The 22,865-nt window shown below is 61.5% G+C and carries 19 protein-coding genes and 1 other RNA gene; 12 read left to right on the forward strand and 8 right to left on the reverse strand.

Going from position 1 to position 22,865, the window contains the following annotated elements; translation table 11 throughout:
- Window positions 1-57 precede the first annotated feature (57 nt).
- From BLW69_RS06370 to BLW69_RS06380, 3 genes are all read left to right on the forward strand, one after another.
- Complete coding sequence (locus tag BLW69_RS06370; RefSeq protein WP_062456257.1) at window positions 58-921, forward strand: DMT family transporter; 864 nt, start codon at window positions 58-60, stop codon at window positions 919-921.
- Between the two features lie 87 nt (window positions 922-1,008).
- Window positions 1,009-2,424 carry an FAD-binding oxidoreductase gene (locus BLW69_RS06375; protein WP_092660649.1) on the forward strand — a complete coding sequence of 472 codons (1,416 nt, stop codon included), beginning with the start codon at window positions 1,009-1,011 and terminating at the stop codon, window positions 2,422-2,424.
- Window positions 2,425-2,511: 87 nt separating this feature from the next.
- On the forward strand, window positions 2,512-6,240 hold the full coding sequence (locus BLW69_RS06380; protein WP_244508753.1) for an AsmA family protein: 3,729 nt from the start codon (window positions 2,512-2,514) through the stop codon (window positions 6,238-6,240).
- Between the two features lie 51 nt (window positions 6,241-6,291).
- Here the strand turns inward: BLW69_RS06380 and BLW69_RS06385 are convergent, their stop codons facing one another.
- The 4 genes from BLW69_RS06385 to ssrA all read right to left on the reverse strand — a co-directional run bounded on the left by BLW69_RS06385 (window position 6,292) and on the right by ssrA (window position 7,835).
- Window positions 6,292-6,537 carry a ribbon-helix-helix domain-containing protein gene (locus tag BLW69_RS06385; protein ID WP_062456265.1) on the reverse strand — a complete coding sequence of 82 codons (246 nt, stop codon included), beginning with the start codon at window positions 6,535-6,537 and terminating at the stop codon, window positions 6,292-6,294.
- A 98-nt stretch (window positions 6,538-6,635) separates the two neighbouring features.
- Window positions 6,636-6,842, reverse strand: coding sequence for a DUF4169 family protein (locus tag BLW69_RS06390; RefSeq protein WP_062581052.1), 207 nt, complete (start codon window positions 6,840-6,842; stop codon window positions 6,636-6,638).
- A gap of 9 nt (window positions 6,843-6,851) precedes the next feature.
- Window positions 6,852-7,355, reverse strand: a complete 504-nt coding sequence (locus tag BLW69_RS06395) for an SspB family protein (RefSeq protein WP_062456270.1) — start codon at window positions 7,353-7,355, stop codon at window positions 6,852-6,854.
- A 111-nt stretch (window positions 7,356-7,466) separates the two neighbouring features.
- Window positions 7,467-7,835: a transfer-messenger RNA gene (gene ssrA, locus BLW69_RS06400) on the reverse strand.
- A gap of 124 nt (window positions 7,836-7,959) precedes the next feature.
- Here ssrA and BLW69_RS06405 point away from each other — a divergent pair.
- The 5 genes from BLW69_RS06405 (at window position 7,960) to BLW69_RS06425 (ending at window position 13,527) form a co-directional block, all read left to right on the forward strand.
- Window positions 7,960-8,754, forward strand: coding sequence for a thymidylate synthase (locus BLW69_RS06405; RefSeq protein WP_062581048.1), 795 nt, complete (start codon window positions 7,960-7,962; stop codon window positions 8,752-8,754).
- Window positions 8,754-9,281, forward strand: a complete 528-nt coding sequence (locus BLW69_RS06410; protein WP_092660653.1) for a dihydrofolate reductase — start codon at window positions 8,754-8,756, stop codon at window positions 9,279-9,281. The genes BLW69_RS06405 and BLW69_RS06410 overlap by 1 nt, the downstream gene beginning before the upstream one ends.
- Window positions 9,282-9,443: 162 nt before the next feature.
- Window positions 9,444-10,553, forward strand: coding sequence for an FtsH protease activity modulator HflK (gene hflK / locus BLW69_RS06415; RefSeq protein ID WP_062456280.1), 1,110 nt, complete (start codon window positions 9,444-9,446; stop codon window positions 10,551-10,553).
- Window positions 10,553-11,515, forward strand: a complete 963-nt coding sequence (locus BLW69_RS06420; RefSeq protein ID WP_062581041.1) for a protease modulator HflC — start codon at window positions 10,553-10,555, stop codon at window positions 11,513-11,515. The genes hflK and BLW69_RS06420 overlap by 1 nt, the downstream gene beginning before the upstream one ends.
- Before the next feature lie 272 nt (window positions 11,516-11,787).
- The gene (locus BLW69_RS06425; protein WP_244508754.1) at window positions 11,788-13,527 is read left to right on the forward strand and encodes a Do family serine endopeptidase; all 1,740 of its coding nucleotides are present in this window, start codon (window positions 11,788-11,790) and stop codon (window positions 13,525-13,527) included.
- Between the two features lie 9 nt (window positions 13,528-13,536).
- On the opposite strand, the gene BLW69_RS06430 is transcribed toward BLW69_RS06425, so the two are convergent.
- Together BLW69_RS06430 and serB are read right to left on the reverse strand one after the other, a co-directional pair.
- Window positions 13,537-14,139 (reverse strand): GNAT family N-acetyltransferase, encoded by a 603-nt coding sequence (locus BLW69_RS06430; protein ID WP_092661112.1) that lies wholly within the window; start codon window positions 14,137-14,139, stop codon window positions 13,537-13,539.
- 26 nt (window positions 14,140-14,165) lie between these two features.
- The gene (gene serB / locus BLW69_RS06435) at window positions 14,166-15,059 is read right to left on the reverse strand and encodes a phosphoserine phosphatase SerB (RefSeq protein WP_092660655.1); all 894 of its coding nucleotides are present in this window, start codon (window positions 15,057-15,059) and stop codon (window positions 14,166-14,168) included.
- Between serB and miaA the strand changes: the two genes are divergently transcribed.
- A complete protein-coding gene (gene miaA, locus BLW69_RS06440; RefSeq protein ID WP_092660657.1) occupies window positions 15,060-15,953 on the forward strand; it encodes a tRNA (adenosine(37)-N6)-dimethylallyltransferase MiaA in 894 nt (297 codons plus the stop codon). It begins immediately after the preceding gene.
- A gap of 16 nt (window positions 15,954-15,969) precedes the next feature.
- Here miaA and BLW69_RS06445 read toward each other — a convergent pair whose 3' ends face one another.
- Window positions 15,970-18,159 carry a helicase HerA domain-containing protein gene (locus BLW69_RS06445; protein ID WP_092660659.1) on the reverse strand — a complete coding sequence of 730 codons (2,190 nt, stop codon included), beginning with the start codon at window positions 18,157-18,159 and terminating at the stop codon, window positions 15,970-15,972.
- A gap of 382 nt (window positions 18,160-18,541) precedes the next feature.
- Here BLW69_RS06445 and BLW69_RS06450 point away from each other — a divergent pair, with 382 nt between their 5' ends.
- The 3 genes from BLW69_RS06450 to BLW69_RS06460 all read left to right on the forward strand — a co-directional run bounded on the left by BLW69_RS06450 (window position 18,542) and on the right by BLW69_RS06460 (window position 22,004).
- Window positions 18,542-20,320 (forward strand): acetolactate synthase 3 large subunit, encoded by a 1,779-nt coding sequence (locus BLW69_RS06450; RefSeq protein ID WP_162759470.1) that lies wholly within the window; start codon window positions 18,542-18,544, stop codon window positions 20,318-20,320.
- A 70-nt stretch (window positions 20,321-20,390) separates the two neighbouring features.
- On the forward strand, window positions 20,391-20,963 hold the full coding sequence (ilvN, locus tag BLW69_RS06455) for an acetolactate synthase small subunit (protein ID WP_062456299.1): 573 nt from the start codon (window positions 20,391-20,393) through the stop codon (window positions 20,961-20,963).
- 30 nt (window positions 20,964-20,993) lie between these two features.
- On the forward strand, window positions 20,994-22,004 hold the full coding sequence (locus tag BLW69_RS06460; RefSeq protein ID WP_092660663.1) for a capsular polysaccharide export protein, LipB/KpsS family: 1,011 nt from the start codon (window positions 20,994-20,996) through the stop codon (window positions 22,002-22,004).
- On the opposite strand, the gene BLW69_RS06465 is transcribed toward BLW69_RS06460, so the two are convergent.
- The gene (locus tag BLW69_RS06465) at window positions 22,001-22,843 is read right to left on the reverse strand and encodes an aldo/keto reductase (protein WP_092660665.1); all 843 of its coding nucleotides are present in this window, start codon (window positions 22,841-22,843) and stop codon (window positions 22,001-22,003) included. The genes BLW69_RS06460 and BLW69_RS06465 overlap by 4 nt on opposite strands.
- Window positions 22,844-22,865 lie beyond the last annotated feature (22 nt).

A 22,865-nucleotide genomic window follows, 5' to 3' on the forward strand; every position in this document is an offset into this window, starting at 1 on the left:
CTGCCAGGGGCTTGCGCGCATAAGCATCGAAGGCTTTTGGTAGGGGTATGCAAGCTTATGGATCGTTCTCTTTCAGGTTGGATCAACGGCATGATCGGCGTGATCATCTTCAGCGGCTCGCTGCCGGCGACAAGGGTTGCCGTCACGCAGTTCGATCCGGTTTTTCTGACCGTTGCCCGTGCCGCGATTGCCGGCATCCTCGCGCTCTGCATTCTCCTTGTTTTCCGGGAGAAATGGCCGTCGCGCCGCGACCTCGTGTCTCTTGTGGTCATCGCGCTCGGCGTCGTGGTGGGTTTTCCGCTTCTCACTGCGCTGGCACTCCAGCACGTGACATCGGCCCATTCCATCGTCTTCATCGCTCTGTTGCCGCTCGCCACCGCATGCTTTGCGGTTCTGCGCGGTGGCGAGAGACCCAGGCGGGCATTCTGGATCTTCGCGATTGCCGGAAGCGCCTGCGTTGCCGGTTTTGCGCTGTCGCAGGGTGTGATGGCGTCACCCTATGGCGACGGCATGATGCTCGCCGCGGTTCTCGTCTGCGGCCTCGGTTATGCGGAGGGTGGCCGCCTGTCGCGGACGCTCGGGGGGTGGCAGGTGATCTGCTGGGCGCTTGTTCTGTCGCTGCCGGTGATGGTCGTCATCACGCTTACGCAGCTGCCGCCGGATTTCTCAGCAATCCGCATGCCGGCATGGCTTGGCCTCGGTTATGTCTCGCTGTTCAGCATGCTGATCGGTTTCATCTTCTGGTACCGCGGGCTGGCGCAGGGCGGCATTGCGGCGGTCGGCCAGTTGCAACTCACGCAGCCATTCTTCGGCCTCGTGCTTGCCGCCCTGCTGCTCGGTGAAAGCATCAGCCCGATGATGATCGTCGTGACGCTTGCCGTCATCCTCTGCGTCGCCGGGGCTCGCCGCTTCGCGCGATAGGCCCACCGTACCGATGCGGGGTTGTTCGTTCTGGACAAACCTTGCCGTGTCTCCTAACCAAGCCGTAGCATCTTGAGGAGACGCAGCATGGCAATTCGCGACGTGAAGGCAGGCCAACGGAACGAGGAGGGCATTGCCGCGGTCCTCGGGATCTTGAAACAGGCCTTCGGCGAGCGGTTCCAGACCGGCCAGTCGTTCCGCGAACAGCATGCACACACGACCACCTATCTTCCGGGCCAGCTTCCCGATGGCGTCGTGTTCGTCGAGACGAGCGACGATGTGAAGACCGTGGTGAAGGCTTGCTCCGAACACCGGGTTCCGATGATCCCGTTTGGCGTTGGTTCCTCGCTCGAAGGTCAGGTCAATGCGCCGTCCGGCGGCATTTCGATCGATTTCAGCCGCATGAACAAGGTCCTTCGCATCAGCCCTGAAGATCTCGACGTCACCGTGGAGCCAGGCATCACCCGCGAGGAGCTGAACCGCGAACTGCGCGATACCGGCCTGTTCTTTCCGATCGATCCCGGTGCCAACGCAACGATCGGCGGCATGGCGTCAACTAGGGCGTCCGGTACCAACGCGGTGCGTTACGGCACGATGAAGGACAATGTCCTGGCACTGACCGTCGTGACCGCCGATGGCGAAGAGATCCGCACCGCGCGTCGCGCCCGCAAATCCTCGGCCGGCTACGATCTGACCCGGCTTTTCGTGGGCTCAGAGGGTACGCTCGGCGTGATCACGTCGGTGACGCTGAAGCTTCAGGGCATTCCGGAAAAGATCGGCGGCGGCGTCTGCGCCTTCCCGAGCGTCGAGGCAGCCTGCGATGCCGTCATCATGACCATTCAGATGGGCATTCCGGTTGCGCGTATCGAGCTTCTCGACGACGTGCAGATCCGCGCCTGCAATGCCTATTCGGGCCTATCCTACCCGGAAAAGCCGACATTGTTTCTCGAATTCCATGGTACCGAGGAGACGGTTCGCATCCAGTCGGAACAGTTCGCCGAGATCGCGTCCGACTGTGGTGGTGACGAGTTCCATTGGACTGCCAATGCCGAGGAACGCACGAAGCTGTGGAACGCCCGCCACAATGCCTACTGGGCAGGCCGCGCGCTCGATCCTTCGCTCAACGGCCTGTCCACCGATGTCTGCGTGCCGATCTCGCGGCTGGCGGAATGCGTGGCCGAGACCCAAGGCGATATTCGCGACGCGGGGCTTCTGGCACCCATCGTCGGCCATGCGGGCGATGGCAATTTCCATGTTCTCGTGCTTTTCGACGACAAGGATCCGGCTTCCGTTGCCAATGTCGAGGCGTTTACGGGACGCCTGAGCCGCCGTGCTCTCGCGATGGACGGAACCTGCACCGGCGAACACGGCGTCGGGCAGGGCAAGATGTCCTATCTCGACGAGGAACTGGGCGGTGCCGTCGAGCTGATGCGGTCGATCAAGAAAGGCTTTGATCCGCAAAACCTCTTCAATCCGGGAAAGATCTTCCGCATCGCGGAATAACACTTCCCAATGATTGACTTGCCAGTCCGGCGCGTGGAACTACTCTTGCCGTAGAAACAGGGAGATAGGCCGGTGCTCGGACGCATCATGTTGGCTTTGGGCGGATTGGTCGTGGCGGCGCTGTTTGCGGCGCTGCTGGTGCCGTTCTTTGTCGACTGGTCGAGCTTCCGCGTCGCTTTCGAGGATCAGGCCAGCCGTCTGCTCGGCAAGAAGGTCGCCGTCCACGGCTCGGTCGATGCGCGGATCCTCCCATTTCCGTCGGTTACACTGCATGACGTCCGCGTCGGCCAGGACGTCGATGGCCAGCCGCTCGTGCAGGTGGCGCAATTCTCGATGGATATGGAACTCGCGCCGTTTCTTTCCGGCGAGGCACGCATTTTCGATATGCGCATCGACAAGCCGAAGGTTCGCTTCCGCATCCTGAAGGACGGCACGTTCGAATGGCTGCGCGGCAGTCGCCCGACGATCGCGGCCCGCAGCGTCATTCTCGAAGACGTCCATATCATGGGTGGCGAAATCGAGATCATCGACGATCGCAGCGGCCAGGTCCGCCACATGACCGGACTGTCCACCGACCTGTCGGCGGGGACACTTGCCGGGCCGTGGCGCGGCGAGGGCAATGCGGTGCTGGATGGCCAGGAGGCCCGCTTCAGCCTGACAAGCGGTGAAGCCGCCGCCGAGGGACGGCAGATTCCGTTGCGGCTTCGCGTCTGGCCGGATGCCCATCCGGTCGTGGTCGATTTCGATGGCGAACTTGCCGCAGTCGACAACAAGCCCAGCTACAACGGCAAGTTCAACCTTGCCTTCCTGCAGGAAGAAGACGAGTCCGAGCCGGTCAAGGCGCCGCCGCCCGGTCCGCGCGTGTCCGGCGATTTCGAGCTGACCGGCGAGCGGGCCCGCATTCCGCAATACCGGGTCGAGGTCGGTCCGAAGGAAAACCCTTACATCGTCACCGGCGAGGCAACGCTCGATACCGGGCCGAAGCCGGAATTCCTGCTGACGGCCGATGGCCAACAGATCGACGTCAACCGGCTGAGCGACGGTCCCCAGGCTAAGACCGGTCGCAATCCGGCGGCGTCCGGGCAGCGCCGCCTGAATGCCTTCGTGCAGATGGTGGCATCGATCCCGATCCCGCAGGTACCGGGGCGGGTCAACCTCAAGCTGCCGGCGATCGTCTTTAACGACACGACGATCCGCGACATCCATCTCGACGTCAGACCGGCCGGGCGCGGCTGGGCCGTCGACAACGTGACTGCCACCCTGCCGGGCCGCACCCAGCTCGAGGCCAAGGGCAATCTCAACCTTGCAAACCGAACCGCCTTTGTCGGCGACATGCTGGTTGCCTCGACACAGCCCTCCGGCCTTGCCGACTGGCTGTCCGGCAGCGTTGATCCTGCGATAAGGCAGCTGAAAAACGCCGGCTTCTCGGCCAAGGTGAACCTCACGCCGGAACTCCAGCGGTTCGAAGCCTTGGAACTTGGGATAGGGCCTGCAACGCTAAAAGGAATGCTGGAGCGCCAGTCTCCGAACGGTCAGGCGCCAAGCCTTTCCATGGCGCTTGCCGGCAACGAGATCGATATCGACGCCATGCGCGCGCTCGCTTCGCTGGTCACCGGCGACGATGCCGGCCAGGATGTGCTCGACCACCGGGTCGCGGCAAGCCTCAAGGCCGATCGGCTGACGGCTCTAGGCGTCGTCGCAACCAAGGTCGATACCGCGTTTAGCGTGGCCGAGGGCGTGTTGTCGCTGGAGCGGCTGACTGTCGGAGATATCGAGGGCGCCACCTTGTCCGCCAAGGGCAGGGTAGAGGGCTCGCTGGTTTCCTACGCCGGGACCGGGTCGGTCAGCTTCCGTTCACCGGACCCCACGTCTTTCATCACCATGCTGCGGGATCGGCTGCCGCATCATCCGTTGCTCGACCGGTTGGCCCGCAACGGCAGCTGGTATGCGGATTCGGATCTGATCGCCGATATTTCGCTTGGCGGTAGCGGTCTTGGCGGTGCGAATATCAAGCTGCGCGGCAAGGCGAATGGCAGCACTGTCGATGCAGATCTGAAGCTGCCCGGCATCTTCGATCTCACGGCCGGCAACGCGATGACGCTGTCTGCATCGCTTGCCAACCCGAAGGCGACGGTCCTGCTGGGTCAAGCCGGTCTCGATCCCTTGCCTTTCGATGGTGACGGCGCGGGACGGTTGGCGCTGACATTGCAGCAAAAGGAACAGCACGCGGCCACCACCGAACTGAGCTTCACGACGCCCAAGACGTCGCTGCTGATGGCCGGCGACGTGAATATCCAGAATGCCGGATTTGGCGAAGGGCGGGCGCGGGTGTCGCTCAAGAGCGCCGATATCGAGCCCTATCTGCTGGTCACCGGTGTCAGCCTGCCGCAGTTCGGCAGCGGACTGCCTGTCAATCTCGCGGCTGATGTCGAGCTTTCGGCAGATGCCGTGAAAGTCTCTGGCCTCAGTGGCGATCTTGCCGGAAACACTGTCGGTGGATCGCTATCCGCCGATCGCCGCGCTCCCGGCCTGCCTGTTACCGGCGACATGTCTGTCGACACGATCGATCTTGCCTGGATGGGCGAGGCGGTATTCGGGCCGATGGAGAATGGCGTGACAGGCGCCCCATCAAAGACGCCGTTCGCCACGCCGCTGATTGGATCGACGGATGTCGGCATCAATCTGTCGGCAAAAACGCTCCGGGCGGATGCGCTTGGAACAATTACCGGTTTTTCGGGCAGGGTGAACGGCAAAGCCGGTGGTCTGACGATCGACAACGCCTCCGGTACCTGGCAGGGCGGAAATCTGTCCGGACGGCTGATGATGTCGAACGGCGATGCGACCGGCATCGTCCAGGCAAAGCTGCAGGTCGAAAACGCCGATCTCGCACCGCTCGTCTGGCAAAAGGGCGGCACACCGGTCGCGACGGGCAAGCTGGACAGCACTGTCAGCATCGAGGCGACTGGCAAGAGCATGGACGAACTCATGCATGGCGTCAGCGGCTCCGGCGAGATGCGCCTCAAGGATTTCGAGATTGCCGGGATCAATCCGGATGCGCTCGCGCCGATACTTGCCGGTGCCGACAAGCTGCAGGGCGAGGTCAACGAGGCAGCGGTTCAACCGATCGTGACAACTGAGGTCCTGAAAGGGACAACCCGGCTCGGGTCCGTCACCATTCCGATGACGATTACCGGCGGCGCCGCACGGGTTCAGAATTTTACCGCAACGGCCGGCGCCGCACAGGTCTCGGCTGAGGGCGTGCTCGACTTTGTCGATAGCCGCATCGATGCCGGGCTGTCGGTCCGTTACGATGCGGGTGAAGAGACTGTGGCGGGGGGAGAACCGACTGTCACGCTCGGTTATTCCGGATCGCTCGAGCAGCCGGAACAGCGCATTGATATGGCCGCAATGGCAAACTTCCTGTCACTGCGTGCCTTCGAACAGGAACGCCGCCGCGTCGAGACGCTGCAGGCAAGCGTGCTCGAGAAACAGCGGCTGCGCCGCGAAGTCGCGCTCTACACATTTCGTGGCGTGGAACGGGAGGCGGCACGCGTCAAGGCAGAGGCCGAGGAGCGGGCACGCCAGGAGGCGGCGGAGGCAGAACGCAGAAGCCAGGAAGCCGAACGGCAGGAGGCAGCAAGGCGCGCTGAAGCAGCCCGGCTCCAGCAGGAGCGGCAACGGGAAATCCAAAGGCAGAACCAGCAGCCATCGGCGCCGGCGCCGTTCACGATGCCACCCGCCGGCGACCTTTTCCAGGAGCAGCCTTCGGGTACGGGTCGCTCCTCAAACCCAAGTTTGCCGGGCGTGCAGCCGTGAGTGCGGCGGCACGCTGATCAGAGCAAATGGGGGGCGGGAGGACGCTGACCGTCAGCGCCTGGCTGGCAGCCCGGCAAGACAGTCTGCCAGCGAGGTCTTGAACCAGCGCAGCACATGCAGGCGGAGTGCAGAGGAAAGATTGTTGTCTTCCGAACGACCGTCGTCGACCTCGGCGATCAAGGCGGCCAGACTGATGCCGCGTTTGGCAGCAATGGATTTCAGTTCATGCCAGAATTCATCTTCCAGCGAAAAACTCGTTCGATGACCGTGCAGGGTCGCAGAATGTTTTCGGATCAAGTGTAGGCCCCGTCACCCTCATGGTGATTGATGGAGCGCAATTGAGGATGTCGCATGCGCACGGTCAAGCCGTTGCCATGAGTCAGCCTAACGAAGCCTTAACGCCGTTCGTCCGTTTCCGGAGAAGGCTTTTCGAGCTTGCCCTGATCGAGGGTTTTCCCCGCTTTTTCGTTGAGGGCCGTCGTCAGCTGCTTTTCACTCTTGGTGCGGCCAAAGCTGATGCGGTTCTGTTCGGCAGCCGCGTCCTTTTGCGAACGCGCCTTGCCTTTGCGAAACTGCCGAAGGTTGACGATCTCGGCGCTCATCGGGTCTGCCTACTGCTTCTTGCGAAACGAATCGAGGGAGACGACGGAGCCTTCCTTCTTGTCCTCGCCGGTGGCGGCATCCGCATCCACAACCTTTGGCGTGGTATCAACCGGGATCGCGGTGATCTCGGCGGAGACTTCGCCTTCCTCGACCATCGGCACTTCGAACTCGAGCTCGAAATTCACGGACGGGTCGTAGAAGCCGCGGATCGTGTTGAACGGGATGACCAGGCGTTCCGGCGTATCGTTAAACGACAGGCCGATTTCAAACAGCGTATCGGTGATCTTGAGGTCCCAGAACTGGTGCTGGACGACGATCGTCATCTGTTCCGGATACTTCGACTTCAGCGCCGGAGAGATTCGTACCCCGGGTGCGCCGGTCAGGAATGTGATGAAGAAGTGGTGGTCACCCGGCAGTCTGCCGGTTGCCGCGACCTCGGACAAAACCTTGCGGATAACGCCGCGGAGGGCGTCCTGTGCCAGAATATCGTAGCGGATGTGATCCTGCCCCATGCGATCCTGTCTTTCTATTGCTCTTCAAACGCCGCTTATGTCACGAGACGCGCCCGCGGGGAAGTCCGCTTCGGCGTCGAGTCATGTCATGATATTCCACCGGGGAGCGAAGGTGAAGGCTTCTGTTGCCAGGTGCCTCCGGACCCCGCCTTACGGGGCTAACCGTAAGGACTTAGTTCGGGTTTCCCGCACCGCCATTAGGCAGCGAGAGCGTAACCCTTAGCGTTGTTGTCATTTGCAACTACACTTGTGACCCGATAACGGCGGTATCATGCCGAGCAAAAGTTCGATCTTTACACCCTTGTCGATCCTATTTCGCCCCCATCACAAGCCGGTCCAGATTGACCGACCGGTTTGTGGTGGAGGCGCCGGGTACCGCCCCCGGGTCCAATAGGCTTATTTCATCGACCGTTTATCGCCATATCCGAACCGAAGTCCGGCACGAGTGATATAGGGGTTTGCGAACCGGATGAAAAGAGGTCTCGTCATATTCCTATCATCAACGTGAAAAGCTTGGAAAAGCCGCGCCGGTGACGGGGAGGTGATTGGTGAGTAGGCTTCGTGCTATTATGTAGGACGATCTCGACCAATCGGCGGAAGACCTATGAAGCAGTATCTCGACCTTCTCCGGCACGTGATGGAGACTGGCGCCGACCGCGGCGACCGCACCGGGACCGGTACCCGCTCGGTCTTCGGCTATCAGATGCGATTCGATCTGAACGAGGGTTTCCCGGTCCTCACCACCAAGAAGCTGCATCTGCGCTCGATCATCCATGAGCTCTTGTGGTTTTTGAAGGGCGATACGAACATTGCCTATCTCAAGGAGAATGGTGTCTCCATCTGGGATGAATGGGCGGACGAAAAAGGCGATCTCGGTCCGGTTTACGGATATCAGTGGCGCTCATGGCCGACGCCTGATGGCGGTCATGTGGATCAGATCGCCAACCTGATCGAGAACCTGAAGGTCAACCCGAACTCGCGCCGGCACATCGTCACAGCCTGGAATCCTGCACAGGTTGACGACATGGCGCTGCCGCCCTGCCATTGCCTGTTCCAGTTTTACGTGTCGGAGGGGCGGCTGTCGTGTCAGCTCTACCAGCGGTCGGCGGACATATTTTTGGGAGTTCCGTTCAACATCGCCTCTTACGCGCTCCTGACCATGATGGTGGCGCAGGTGACCGGGCTGAAGCTTGGCGATTTCGTGCATACGCTTGGCGACGCGCATATCTATTCGGATCATTTCGAACAGGCGCAGCTGCAGATGACGCGCGAGCCGAAGCCGCTGCCGACACTGCGCATCAATCTTGATGTGAAGGACATCTTCTCCTTCCGCTTTGAGGATTTTGCGCTGGAGAATTACGTCGCTGATCCCAGCATCAAAGCACCGATTGCAGTCTGATGGCGGTTCCGGTCGCAATCTTCGTCGCGGTGTCGCGCAACAATGTCATCGGCAGAGATGGCGACATGCCGTGGCGATTGTCGACCGACCTCAAACGTTTCAAGGCGATGACGCTCGGCAAGCCGATGGTGGTAGGGCGAAAGACGCTCGACAGCTTCGGCGGCAAGCCGCTGCCCGGCCGCCCGCATGTCGTGGTCACGCGCAATCGCGATCTCTCGGTCGAGGGTGTGGAGACGGCGGCGTCCCTCGAGCAGGCGATCGCGCGGGCGAGGGAGATCGCTGCAGCGACCGGTGCCGGAGAGGTCGGCATTCTCGGAGGCGGCGAAATCTACGCGAAAGCAATCGATCTGGCAGACCGACTTTACGTGACCCATGTGGAAGCGGATATTGCAGACGGTGATACGATGTTTCCAGCAATCGATCCAACCGTGTACGAAAAGATCGAGGAGATCTTCGTCCCGGCCGGCGAGCGCGACAGCTTTGCCACCCGTTTTGCTGTCTACAGCCGCCGATCGATGCCAAAGTGACATAATTCGTTACCGAACACCGGGAAGTTATTGAAGCTGCGTTGAAAGCGGCTCTTCCGATACTTATAACGGCATGACCGGGGGCACGGACCGCGAGCTGCTGCATTTCAGGCGGCTCGGACAGGCGACCGGTTAGGGAGTAGCACTAACAAAGAGGTTTTGATGCCCTGGAGCAATCAGAATGGCGGCGGCGGCCCATGGGGCGGCGGCGGCGGCGGTAACAATCAAGGACCTTGGGGACAAGGCCCGAACCGTCCGCGCGGCGGCGGTGGTGGCGGAGGGGGAAATGGCGGACCGCCTGACCTCGAAGACATCCTGCGGCGCAGCCAAGACCGGCTGAAGGGTTTTATGCCTGGTGGTTTCAACGGCGGAGCAGTCGCGGTCGTCTTTCTGGCCGTTCTCGCATTCCTGGCATTCGAATCGATCTATACGGTTCAGCCGGACGAGCGGGGCGTCGAACTTCGGTTTGGAAAGCCCAAGGAAGAACTGTCCATGCCGGGCCTTCACTTCCATCTCTGGCCGTTCGAAACGGTGGAGATCGTCAAGGTCACCGAGCAGCAGCAGAATATCGGTGCGCGCAGCAGTGCCACCAATTCGAATGCCGGATGGATGCTGACCGGCGACCAGAATATCGTCAACGTCCAGTTTTCGGTCCTCTTCACCGTCACCGATCCACGCGCCTATCTCTTCAACGTCGAGGCCCCGGCCCAGACGCTGCAGCAGGTTGCAGACAGCGCCATGCGCGAAGTCGTCGGACGCCGTCCGGCTCAGGATATTTTCCGCGACGCTCGTGAAGGCATGTCGACCCAGGTGCGCGACATCATTCAGGGCACGATGGACCGTTACGGCGCAGGCATTGCCATCAACGCCGTGCCGATCGAAGATGCAGCGCCGCCGCGTGAAGTGGCAGACGCGTTCGAAGAGGTTCAGCGCGCCGAGCAGGACGAAGACCGTATCGTCGAGGAAGCCAATCGCTACGCCAACCAGAAGCTCGGTGGTGCCCGCGGTCAGGCCGCGCAGGTCCGCGAAGAGGCGTCCGCCTATCGTGACCAGACGGTCAACGAGGCTCAGGGTGAAGCGCAGCGCTTCGTGTCGATCTACGACCAGTATGTGAACGCGCCGGACGTGACGCGCGAACGCATCTTTATCGAGACCATGGAGAACGTTCTGAAGAACTCCAACAAGGTCATCATCGAGCAGGGTCAGAACGTCGTCCCTTATCTGCCGCTCAATGAAATCAACCGGCCGGCAGCCGCACAGGGGGGCAACTGATGATCTCGAACAAATTGCCCGCTTTCCTGATCGGTCTCGCCGTTCTCCTTTTCCTCGTCTACTCGTCCGTCTTCGTCGTCAACGAACGGCAGCAGGCGCTCGTGCTTCGCTTCGGTGAAATCCAGAGCGTGAAGAACGAGCCGGGGATCTATTTCAAGCTTCCCTTCGCCTTTGCCGATGCGGATCGCGTTCAGTATATCGAAGACCGCGCACTTCGCCTGGATCTCGACAATATCCGCGTTCAGGTCCGCGGCGGTGCCTTCTATGAAGTCGACGCGTTCGTGATCTACCGGATCGAAAATCCGCAGCGTTTCCGGGAAGCGGTTTCGGGCGATCGCGTGTCTGCCGAATCGCGTATCAGCACGCGTCTCGACGCCGGTCTGCGTCGCGTCTACGGTCTGCGCAGCTTTACCGAGGCGCTGTCCGAAGAGCGTGCGTCGATGATGACCGAGGTCAAGCGTGATCTCGACGTTGCCGCCGAAACGCTTGGCGTCAAGATCCAGGATGTCCGCATCCGTCGCACCGATCTGACGCAGGAAGTCTCGCAGCAGACGTTTGCCCGCATGCGGGCAGAGCGTCTGGCGGAAGCGGAACTCATCCGCGCCCGTGGTAGCGAAGAAGGCCAGCGCCGTCGCGCCATCGCCGACCGCCAGGTTGTCGAGTTCGTCTCGGAAGCGCAGCGCGATTCGGAGATCATCCGAGGTCAGGGCGATGCCGAGCGTAACCGCATCTTCGGTGAAGCGTTCCAGCGTGATCCGTCGTTCTTCCAGTTCTACCGGTCGATGCGCGCCTATGTCGCCTCGATGGCCGGGAAGGATACGACCCTGGTGCTTTCGCCTGATTCACAGTTCTTCCGGTTCTTCAACTCGTCGGACGGCGTGGTAACGCCGCCTGCAGCGGGACGGCCTGCACCGGCCCAGCCGACGCCAGCCCAGCCGGCACCGGCGCAACCGACGAACTAAGCACTCAAGAAAAGGGCGGCCTGTCATGGCCGCCCTTTTCGCAACTGCCCTTTTCACCCGTCATCCACATCCATGTGCGCTGATGGTCGCGGTTTCACGAAAAGGTAATTTTCCCGGCCGTTATTCCGCCCTATGCTTTCTTCAGAACGGGGCGCGAGTTATCAATGCGTAACGTTGTGGGTTGCACGGATGCTTTTCTGCCGCGGCAGACACCGTGACAGAAAACGAGGATGCCAATGGGCCATTCGAAACTATCGTCCTTGAAGGGTTCCGTGAGCCTCGGTCTAGTGGTTGCCGTCATGGTCAGTCCGCTTCAGGCACTGGCGCAAGGCCCGGCCCAGCCGCAGCAGGTCCAGGCCCCGGCCCCTCGTCCACAGGCGCCAGCGCCTCAGGGACAGGCGCCCGCTCCGCAGGGGGAAGCCCCGGCACTTCCGGGACAAGCGCCGGCTCCACAGGCTAATAGCCAGCCGGCCACTCAGCCCGGCGGCATGCTGCCCGCGCCACCAGCGCCAGTCGGCAACAAGTTCAATCCGCCACCTCCGGTCAGCCCGTCCGCGGTGCCCGCAGGTCCAGCGCCTATCTCCGATCTGGCGGAAGGCCTGCTCGACGCCGTCGTCAACATCTCGACGTCGCAGAGCGTCAAGGACCAAGGTGCCGGCCCGCAGCCGCAGATCCAGGAGGGCTCACCCTTCCAGGAATTCTTCGACGACTTTTTCGACGACAAGGACAATCAGGGCGGAAACCAGAAGGTGTCTTCGCTCGGCTCCGGCTTCGTGATTGATTCCTCCGGCTATGTGGTGACGAACAACCACGTTATCGAAGGCGCCGACGATATCGAGGTGATTTTCCCGGATGGCCGTAAGCTGAAGGCTCGCCTGGTCGGCACCGACACTAAAACCGACCTCTCCGTGCTGAAGGTCGAGTCCAAGACGCCGCTCAAGGCCGTTCCCTTCGGTGATTCCAAAAAGATCCGGATCGGCGACTGGGTCATGGCGATCGGCAATCCGTTTGGTCTTGGCGGGTCGGTGACGCTCGGCATCGTGTCCGCACGCGGCAGAAACATCAATGCAGGGCCCTACGACAACTTCATTCAGACGGATGCGGCGATCAACAAGGGCAATTCCGGCGGACCGCTGTTCAATATGCGCGGCGAGGTGATCGGGATCAACACGGCGATCATTTCGCCCTCCGGCGGCTCGATCGGGATCGGCTTTGCCGTCCCGACAGAACTTGCGGAAAACATCGTCCATCAGCTGATCGAGTTCGGCGAAACGCGCCGCGGCTGGCTCGGTGTCCGCATTCAGCCCGTGACTGACGATATCGCGGCGAGCCTGGGGCTCGACAAGGCCCGTGGAGCACTGGTTTCCGGCGTCGTTGAAAACGGTCCGATCAAGAACGGTGAAATCAAGTCGGGCGATGTCGTGCTCGCCTTCGACGGACAGTCGGTCAGTTCGATGCGCGATCTGCCGCGGATTGTTGCCGAAAGCCCAGTGGGCAAGGATGTCGAGGTGCGGTTGCTGCGCGACGGCAAGGAACAGACCGTCCGCATCACGCTCGGGCAACTCGATGATACGGCCGATGCCGCAGATGGCGATGAGCCGGCAGCACCCGATGGACAGTCGCCAGACGCACAAAGCCCTGACGATCAGTCCCCGGATGACCAGGGCAAGAATGACAGCGACTCCCCGGACGCCGGCGAGAAAAGCAGCGAGCCCGTCACGGTTTACGGCATGACGCTGAGCGTGCTGGATGAGGCGCACCGCAAGACGTTCGGGATCGCGGAAAGCGTCGAGGGCGTGGTGGTGTCCGAGGTGAAGGCTGGTTCGGTTGCCGCTGCCAAGGGCTTCAAGGCCGGCGACGTGGTGGTCGAAATCGCCCAGGACTTCGTCGAGAACCCGGGTGAGGTCGCCAAGCGCTTCGACGTGCTGAAGAAGGAAGGCCGCCGCAACGCGCATGTCATGGTGGCCGACAAGACCGGAAACCTGCGGTTCGTGGCACTTCCACTGGAATAGCCTGAGAGTTCAGGCTTTGTCGACAAGGCGGGCGTTCCGCCTTGTCCATTCCTCCGGTGTCATTGCATAGACGACATGGCGCTTGAGGTGGGGATGCGTCTCCGGCACGCGCGGATGGTCGAAATCCATGCCGGCCGCCCGATGCATTCCAAGGCGCTTCATGACAGCCGTCGAGCGGCTATTGTCCGCTACGGCGAACGAGACGACAGCCTTGATGTCCTTCTCCACGAAGGCGAAATCAAGCAGCGCTTCTGCCGCTTCCGTCACATAGCCATTGCCCCAGTAACGGGCAGCCAGACGCCAGCCGATCTCCACCGTTTCGGCCGGAAAAATCCCCGGCATATTGGCATAGGTCAGCCCGCAAAACCCGAGTGGCTCGCCGGTTTCCCTGAGTTCGAGCGCGTAAAAGCCAAGCCCGTTTTCGGAAAACATGTCGTTCAGTTTCCCGAGGAACGCATCCGATTCGTCGTGGCTGCGACGGAACGGAAAGAACGCCATCACGTCAGGATCCGCGTTGATTTCGCGGAACAGGTCCCGGTCCGTGGGGAGCCAGCGGCGCAGGACGAGGCGTGAAGTTTCAAGGAGCGTGGTTGCGATAGGCTGCGGCTGCATGGTGTTGCTCATCCCTCTGTGGAGCCTCAGCCGGGAATGACGAAATCCGTCTTCCGGTAGCCCTGGATATAGAGGAGCGCGGTCAGGTCGCCGTGGTCGATTCGGATCTTGGCCTGGGCCGCAACAGTGGGCTTGGCGTGGAGGGCCACGCCGGAGCCTGCGATGCCGAGCATGCCAAGGTCGTTTGCGCCATCGCCGACAGCAATCGTATCATCAGGGGTGATGCCGAGTTCGCGGGCGATCTCTTCCAGTGCATCCACCTTGGCCTGTTTGCCGAGGATGGGTTCGGCGACTTCGCCGGTCAGGATGCCGTTTTCTTCGAGAAGGATGTTGGCGCGGTTGATGTCGAAGTCGAGCATTGCGGCGATGCGGCTCGTAAAAACGGTAAAGCCACCGGACACCAGTGCCGTGTACCCACCCTTCGCCTTCATCGTCGCGATCAGTTCCGGTCCACCCGATGTCAGCGTGATCCGCTTCTCGATGACCTCGTCGACGACGCCGATCGGCAGGCCTTTTAAGAGCGCCACCCGTTCTCTCAAGGCCGGCTCGAATGCGATCTCGCCGTTCATGGCACGTGCCGTTATCGTCGCCACCTTGTCCTTCAAACCGACGACGTCCGCGAGTTCATCGATGCATTCCTGGCCGATCATGGTGGAATCCATGTCTGCGATCAGGAATGTCTTGCGCCGAGTTTCCGCCTCCTGCACCACGACATCGATCCGCTCCTCGCCGATCAAGCCGCGAAGTGTTTCTTCCGCAGCCGACGGATCGGTGCCGTCGCGAAGGGCGATATCGCAGGCGATGCCGTCTGCCAGCCAGTAGAGACCGGAGGCGTTGACCGCCTCGGCGGTCCGTTCGGCGATGGCCGGAGTGAGAACGGGGTTTGACGGATGGGCAATGAGCGTGGCAACGAAAGCCATATGACCGACCTTATGCAAAATACTGATGCGATCCTGATAACCGGGCCAACTGCCAGCGGCAAGTCGGCGCTTGCCATTCGCATGGCACGCGAATGCGGCGGCGTCGTCGTCAACGCCGATAGCATGCAGGTTTACGACACGCTCAGGATCATCACCGCGCGTCCGTCAGAGGAGGAGACCGCGGACATCGCCCATTACCTCTATGGGCATGTGCCGGCGACGCACGCCTATTCGACGGGCGAATGGCAGCGGGACGTATCCGCACTCCTGCCGGTCTTGAAAGAACAGCGGCGGATCCCGGTCTTCGTCGGCGGCACGGGGCTTTATTTCAAAGCGCTCACGGGCGGTCTGTCGGACATGCCGGAGATTTCGCAGGATATTCGGTGCCGTGTGCGCTTGCGGCTCAAGGAACAGGGACCGCAGGCGCTTCACTCGGAGTTATCGGCACGTGACGCGGCGGTGGCCGCCAATCTGAAGCCGATGGACGGACAGCGGATCCTGCGGGCACTGGAGGTGCTGGAAGAAACAGGCCGATCCATCACCGAGTTTCAGGGCAAGGCAGGCCCGGTCATCATCGATCCGTTGCGAGCGCGCAAAATCGTCGTTCTGCCGGATCGAAAAATCCTGCACGATCGTATCAATGCCCGCTTCGTCAAGATGCTGGATGGGGGCGCCGTCGAGGAGGTCGAATCGCTTCTCGCCTGCGATCCGGCCCCGGACCTGCCGATCATGAAGGCGATCGGCGTGCGGGAGATCGGCGAAATGCTCGCGGGACGGATGACCCGCGACGCGGTCATCGAGCGTGGCTCCGCGCTGACGCGGCAATACGCCAAGCGTCAGATGACCTGGTTCCGCAACCAGATGGACGAAAGCTGGGAGCGCCTCGCGACGTGAGGGCGCTCGCTCGCGATCAGTCCTTGTCGTAGAGACTGCTCAGCGGCTTCTTGAGAAGGCCATCGCGCAACGAACCTTCCCTTGGCGGAGCTTCGCGCCGCAGGAATGCGTTCGGACGCGGTTCCAGTGACGGCGAGCCTGGTCGCGGAGTCTCGGACGAAACCTGCCGACGAAGATCGGCGAAACGGTCGTGAATGGGGGGCGGGCGATCCGTGAGCCGGTCGGTCTGACGCTCCACGGGACGCTCGGCAAAGCGCTCAACCGGCCTGTCGCGTTCAGGGAAGCGCGGTGCAAGCCGCTCCGCTGCACGGGGGGTCGGCAGCATGTCGGATCTGTAGGGTGCCAACGAGGGCGGCTCCGGCGAGCGCGGGGCAGGCGCATCGAGCGGCGGTATACCGCTGCCGATTTCACGCCGCCAGTCATTCAGTTCCGCGTCATCGGCGGCCGGCACAGCCTGCCTGTCTTCGGGGGGGATCGGCAGACCTGCCTCCGGGGCGGGTGGATTGGCGGAATAGCTCTGCTGGAACGATGAGATTTCCGGCGCTGTGACCGAGCGCATGCGGGACACGATCGAACGCAAATCAACCGTGTCGGGCGTTTCTTCGCTGCCCTTGTTTGCAAGACTGTTGGTCTTTGGAAGATAGCGTTTCTCGACGCGTGAGAAGCGCATGCGCATGGGAACCGAGATGGCCTCGCCGAACGCGATTGCCTCGCCATTGCCGATCGACGACAGGAAGCTCGTCGTTGAGATCGACGAATTTGGGATCGCCGACTTGATGATGACCTGATCCCGCTCATTCGACAGGCGCATGGCAAACAGCGTCGAACACTGGGACAGGATCGTCTGGTCAAGCTCGCCGGGGCGCTGCGTGATGATGCCAAGCGAAACGCCGTATTTCCGGCCTTCCTTGGCGATGCGGGAGATGGCCTGCACGGTCGGCGCAAAACCGAGCTCCCGGTCGGCCGGTACGTAGCGGTGCGCTTCCTCGCAGACAACGAGCATGTGAATTGCGCCATTGCTCCAGAGCGCAAGCTCGAACGCCATGCGGCAGAGGATAGAGGCGACAGAGTTCACGACTTCCGATGGGATGCCGGCAAGCTGGAACGTCGAGATCGGCCGGTCGTCGCCGGGAATGCGGAAGATATGCGCGATCGTCTCCATGATCGTGTCTTGGATCGTGTTGTTGGAGAACATGAAATGGTAGCGCGGATCGTTGATCGCCGACGTGATGCGCATTTTCAGAGCGCGCAGGAACGGCTTGTCGGAGCGACCCTCCAGCCTGCCGAGCCGTTCGTCGATCAGGGCCAGCAGATCGGCCATGCGGTAAGGGACGGGCGTATCGGCGGTCAGTGAACTTTTTTCCGAAGCCGAGCGGCGCATCAGGCCCGAATCGCTTCCCTTGAAAGCGCGTTTTGCTTCCGGGATGAGGTCGCGCATGATGTCGAGCTCTTCGGGGATAGCCGGGCGGCCACGGAAAATGACTTCCGAGAATTCCTCAAGGCGCATCAGCCAGAAAGGCAGGTCGAGCGTGTCGGTATCGATAACGACCGCATGATCGGGAAAGGCTGCCGCAAATTCGTTGTGCGGATCGAGGATCAGAACGCGGAGCCGATGGTCAGCTTCGATCGCCTTGTGCAGGAGAAGCGAAACGGCTGTCGACTTGCCGACGCCGGTGGAGCCGACGATGGCGAAATGCTTCGACAGCATTGAAGGCACATGGATTGCCGCATCGATGCTTTCATCCTGGCTGAGCTTGCCGATCGTGCACGTATCGTTCTTGCCGGCATCGTAGATGCGCAGAAGGTCGGCCGAGCGGATACGATGGGCAATGGCGCCGAGATAGGGGTAGGCGGAAATGCCGCTCGAAAACTCTTCGCGACCATCATGCCCGACACGGACCTCGCCGAGCAGCTCGACTTCGATGTGGAATTTCGTGTCTTCACCTTCCGCCCACTGGCGTTCGCCAGATTGCATCGAGTAGGCAAGCGCGACGACGCGGTTGCTGCCGACGGAAATGGAGATCAGCCGGCCGACGGACCAGAGTTCGGTGAGATCGGTGTCGCCATGCTCGGCGACAGCTGCGATCGTCGCATGCGAGCCGTTGCAGGCGACGACACGGCCCAGCATCCGGTTACCGATTTTCTGGGCATCGCGACGCTCTTGCTCCCCGGCAGAGATCGAACGGTGAAGGTCGTTGTTCAACAACAGTAACGGCCCTGCAAATGGGGTGGCAATCGAAAGGTGATATGGAGATCAGGTTCCTCCAATCTCGCGACTGTAGCCTTGCCGGCTTAACAACTTGTGTAGGACCTCGTGACTTTCGGCGTGAACTGCGAGCGATCTCAATGAGATGACGTTTTTGCTGACGCTCTGCGTTGACGAATGGGGCATATCCGGCTAACACTCACGGCCATGAAGATTTCGAACGCACTTATCGTGGTGGGAACGCGCATGGGCAGGACGGTGTAACCGTCCGGCGATAGCCACCCATGCGCGGAAAGACAGGCTCCTTAAGGGGCCTTTTTTTATGTCTTCAAACCGGCTCGGAGGAGCCGCCGGTAAATCCAGAAGTGAACGGATGACGATGATGACGGATACGAATAACAGGATGACGGGCGCAGAGATCGTCCTGAAGGCGCTGAAGGATAACGGCGTCGAGCATATTTTCGGCTATCCCGGCGGCGCGATCCTGCCGATCTATGACGAAATCTTCCAGCAGGATGACATCAAGCACATCCTCGTTCGCCACGAACAGGGCGCCGGCCATGCTGCCGAAGGCTATGCCCGTTCGACCGGCAAGGTCGGTGTCATGCTCGTCACGTCAGGTCCAGGCGCCACCAACGCGGTTACGCCGCTGCAGGACGCGCTGATGGATTCGATCCCGCTCGTATGTCTGACCGGCCAGGTTCCGACCAACCTGATCGGCTCGGATGCCTTCCAGGAAGCCGATACGGTCGGCATCACGCGCCCCTGCACCAAGCACAACTGGCTCGTCAAAGACGTTGACCAGCTGGCCGGTGTCATCCACGAGGCGTTCCGTATCGCCCAGTCCGGCCGTCCGGGACCTGTTGTCGTCGATATCCCGAAGGACATCCAGTTTGCGACCGGCACCTATACGCCACCAGGCGCGACGCCTGCCAACAAGAGCTACGCGCCCAAGCTTGCCGGCGATATGCAGGCAATCGAGGCAGCCGTCCAGCTGATGGCTTCGGCCCGTCGGCCGATCCTCTACACAGGCGGCGGCGTCATCAATTCCGGTCCGGAAGCATCGCGTTTGCTGCGCGAGCTGATTGAGCTGACGGATTTCCCGATCACCTCGACGCTGATGGGGCTCGGCGCCTATCCGGCATCGGGCAAGAACTGGCTCGGCATGCTCGGCATGCACGGTTCCTATGAAGCCAACATGGCGATGCATGACTGCGACGTCATGGTCTGCGTCGGTGCGCGTTTCGACGACCGCATCACCGGACGCCTGAATGCGTTTGCGCCGAACTCGCGCAAGATCCATATCGATATCGACCCGTCTTCGATCAACAAGAATGTCCGCGTCGAGATCCCGATCATCGGTGATGTCGGTCATGTTCTGGAAGAGATGGTTCGCCTGTGGCGCGCCCTGCCGCAAAAGCAGGACAAGGCGCAGATCTCCGACTGGTGGAGCGAAATCCAGAGCTGGCGGGGTCGCAAGTCGTTTTCCTACAAGAACTCGACCGACGTCATCATGCCGCAATACGCGGTCGAGCGTCTCTACGAGGCGACGAAGGGTCACAAGACCTTCATCACGACCGAGGTCGGCCAGCACCAGATGTGGGCGGCACAGTTCTTCGGTTTCGAAGAGCCGAACCGTTGGATGACATCGGGTGGTCTCGGCACGATGGGTTACGGCCTGCCGGCAGCTCTCGGCGTTCAGGTCGCGCATCCCGATGCGCTCGTCATCGACATTGCCGGCGACGCGTCGATCCAGATGTGCATCCAGGAAATGTCCTGCGCGATCCAGCACGATCTGCCGGTCAAGATCTTTATCCTGAACAACCAGTATATGGGCATGGTGCGCCAGTGGCAGCAGCTGCTTCACGGCAACCGCCTGTCGAACTCCTATACCGAAGCGATGCCTGACTTCGTCAAGCTGGCGGAAGCCTATGGTGCGGTCGGCATGTACTGCGACGATCCCAAGGAACTGGACGAGAAGATCGCCGAGATGATCGAAGTCAAACGGCCAGTCATCTTCGATTGCCGTGTCGCAAACCTTGCCAACTGCTTCCCGATGATCCCGTCAGGGAAAGCCCATAACGAAATGCTGTTGCCGGACGAGGCGACCGACGAAGTTGTTGCAACCGCGATCGACGCCAAGGGCCGTCAGCTGGTTTGATCGGCGCATCTGGGGCGTCAGCGGAACGCTGGCGTCCTGAACCTATCTCTGAGGAAACGGACCTGAGACCATGAATGCACATCAGCAGCCGACCGGTTCTGCCTACTTCTTCCAGCCGGAGACGGCCAAGGTCGAGAGCCACACGCTTTCGGTTCTCGTCAGCAACGAGCCGGGCGTTCTTGCCCGCGTCATCGGGCTTTTCTCCGGCCGCGGCTACAATATCGAAAGCCTGACGGTTTCGGAAACCGAGCACGAAGCGCACCTATCGCGCATCACGATCGTCACCAACGGAACGCCGACCGTGCTTGAGCAGATCAAAGCGCAGCTCGAGCGCATCGTGCCTGTCCACCGGGTTCTCGACCTGACGGTCCGAGCGCGCGATCTCGGCCAGGACCGGCCCATCGAACGTGAAGTGGCATTGCTCAAGGTGGTTGGCCACGGCGATCAACGAGCCGAGGCCTTGCGTCTCGCCGACGCGTTCCAGGCGAAGGTCGTGGACGCGACGATCGAGCACTTCATCTTCGAGATCACCGGCAAGTCGTCGAAGATCGATCAGTTCGTTGCGGTCATCAGGCCGCTCGGCCTGATCGAGATCTGCCGCACGGGCATCGCCGCGATGAACCGCGGCTCGCAGGGCATGTAAGTGTCGGGCCGTGGCACCGGGGATATTCCATTGCAAAAGGACTGGCTGCCGAAACCTGGAGCGCGCATCGGTGCGACCTTCTATGTCCGGCAGTCGCAGCCCTTCCTGCGGCATTACTTCGGCGTCGAGGCGCTTGAACCGACGCTTCGGCCGGGGATCGGCGGAATCGTTCTGTGGGGCGGTCGCATTCCCGCAAAGGCGGCCCGACTGATTGCCGCACTGCGCGGCCTGCCGAGCTGGTATCTGGAAGACGGGTTTTTACGCTCGGTGGGTCTCGGCAAGCAGAACGCGCTGCCGATTTCGATCCAGATCGACGACCTTGGCATGCCGGTAAGGGCCGCCGTTCCCTCGCGCCTGGAAAAGGTGATCGCGGGAGCTGCCGACGATTGGGATGCTGCATCCCTGGGCAGTGATATCCGCACTGCGCTGGTTTCTGAAAAGCTGTCGAAATACAACAACCTGCCGCATCGGGAGCTGAAACTCGAGAGATCGCTGCGAAAGCGCATCCTTCTGGTTGACCAGGTGTTCGGCGATGTTTCGGTGCCGATGGCGGGCGGCTCGCCGGACAGCTTTTCGCGGATGCTTAAGGATGCGATCGCGAGCGGTGCTCAATGCGTGGTGCGCACCCATCCGGATGTGATGGCCGGTTTCCGCAAGGGCTATCTGACCGAAAAGGCAACGAAAGCGTCCGGCGTGATTCTCCTGTCGGATGCAGTCTCGGTTCCCTCCATTCTCGATGTGGTGGATGAAGTCTGGACCGTCTCCAGCCAGTTCGGGCTGGACGCGCTCCTGCGCGGAAAGCCGGTGCGGTGTTATGCCGGTCCGTTCTATGCGGGCTGGGACCTGACCGAAGATCACCTCGGTGGGGGCGCGCAGGCCACTCTGTCTCGTCGGACCGCCCGTCCCACCATCGATCAGCTGGCAGCGGCAGCCTTCGGCCTATACCCGGTCTATCGCGACACGAAGAGCTTTGCCGAAATCGACGTCTTCAAGGCGATCGAGACGCTCGCGGACGAGCGCCGACGGCTGAATCTCGACTAGAGCATCTCCAGCGGCTGCTTGCGTTCCGGCGGCGGGAAGGCGGCGTCGAGAGCCTCCCAGTCCTCGTCGCTGATGTCGAGGTCGACAGCAACGGCATTCTCCTCGACGCGCGACGCGGTCGAGGATTTCGGAATCGCGATCACCATGTCGCGCTCCAGCAGGAAAGCGAGCGCCACCTGCGCTGGCGTTGCCTGGTAGGCTTTGGCGATGCGGATCAGTTCCGCATTGCGGAGGATCCGTCCCTGTTCGATCGGGGAATAGGCCATGACCGGAATCTCGTGCTCCTGGCACCAGGGCAAGAGATCGTATTCGATGCCGCGGCGCGACAGATTGTAGAGTACTTGATTGGTCGCGCAGTTGCGTCCATCCGGCACCGCCATCAGTTCTTCCATGTCGGCGGTGTCGAAATTGGAGACGCCCCAGGCGCCGATCTTGCCGTCGCGGCGCAGAGCCTCGAACCCGGCGACGGTTTCTTCGAGCGGATGCTCGCCGCGCCAGTGCAGAAGGTAAAGGTCGAGCCGATCCGTTTTCAACCGTTCGAGACTGGCCTCGCACGCCTCGATCACACCGCGGCGGCTGGCATTCCAGGGGTAGACCTTGCTGACCAGAAACACCTCGTCGCGTCGGCCTTCGATGGCTTTTCCTGTCAGCTCTTCCGAAGCGCCTTCGCCATACATTTCCGCCGTGTCGATCAGCGTCATGCCAAGGTCGAGGCCGCGGCGCAGACTTTCGATCTCGGCCTTCGCGTCGTTCGGGGACTCGCCCATCTTCCAGGTTCCAAGGCCAAGCGCTGGAACCGAGATGCCGGAGGGCAGGGTGACGGTTGGAATATCGGGCATCTTCGACCTCGCTGATGAGTGA

Source organism: Rhizobium sp. NFR12, assembly GCF_900108545.1.
GTDB lineage: Bacteria > Pseudomonadota > Alphaproteobacteria > Rhizobiales > Rhizobiaceae > Neorhizobium > Neorhizobium soli.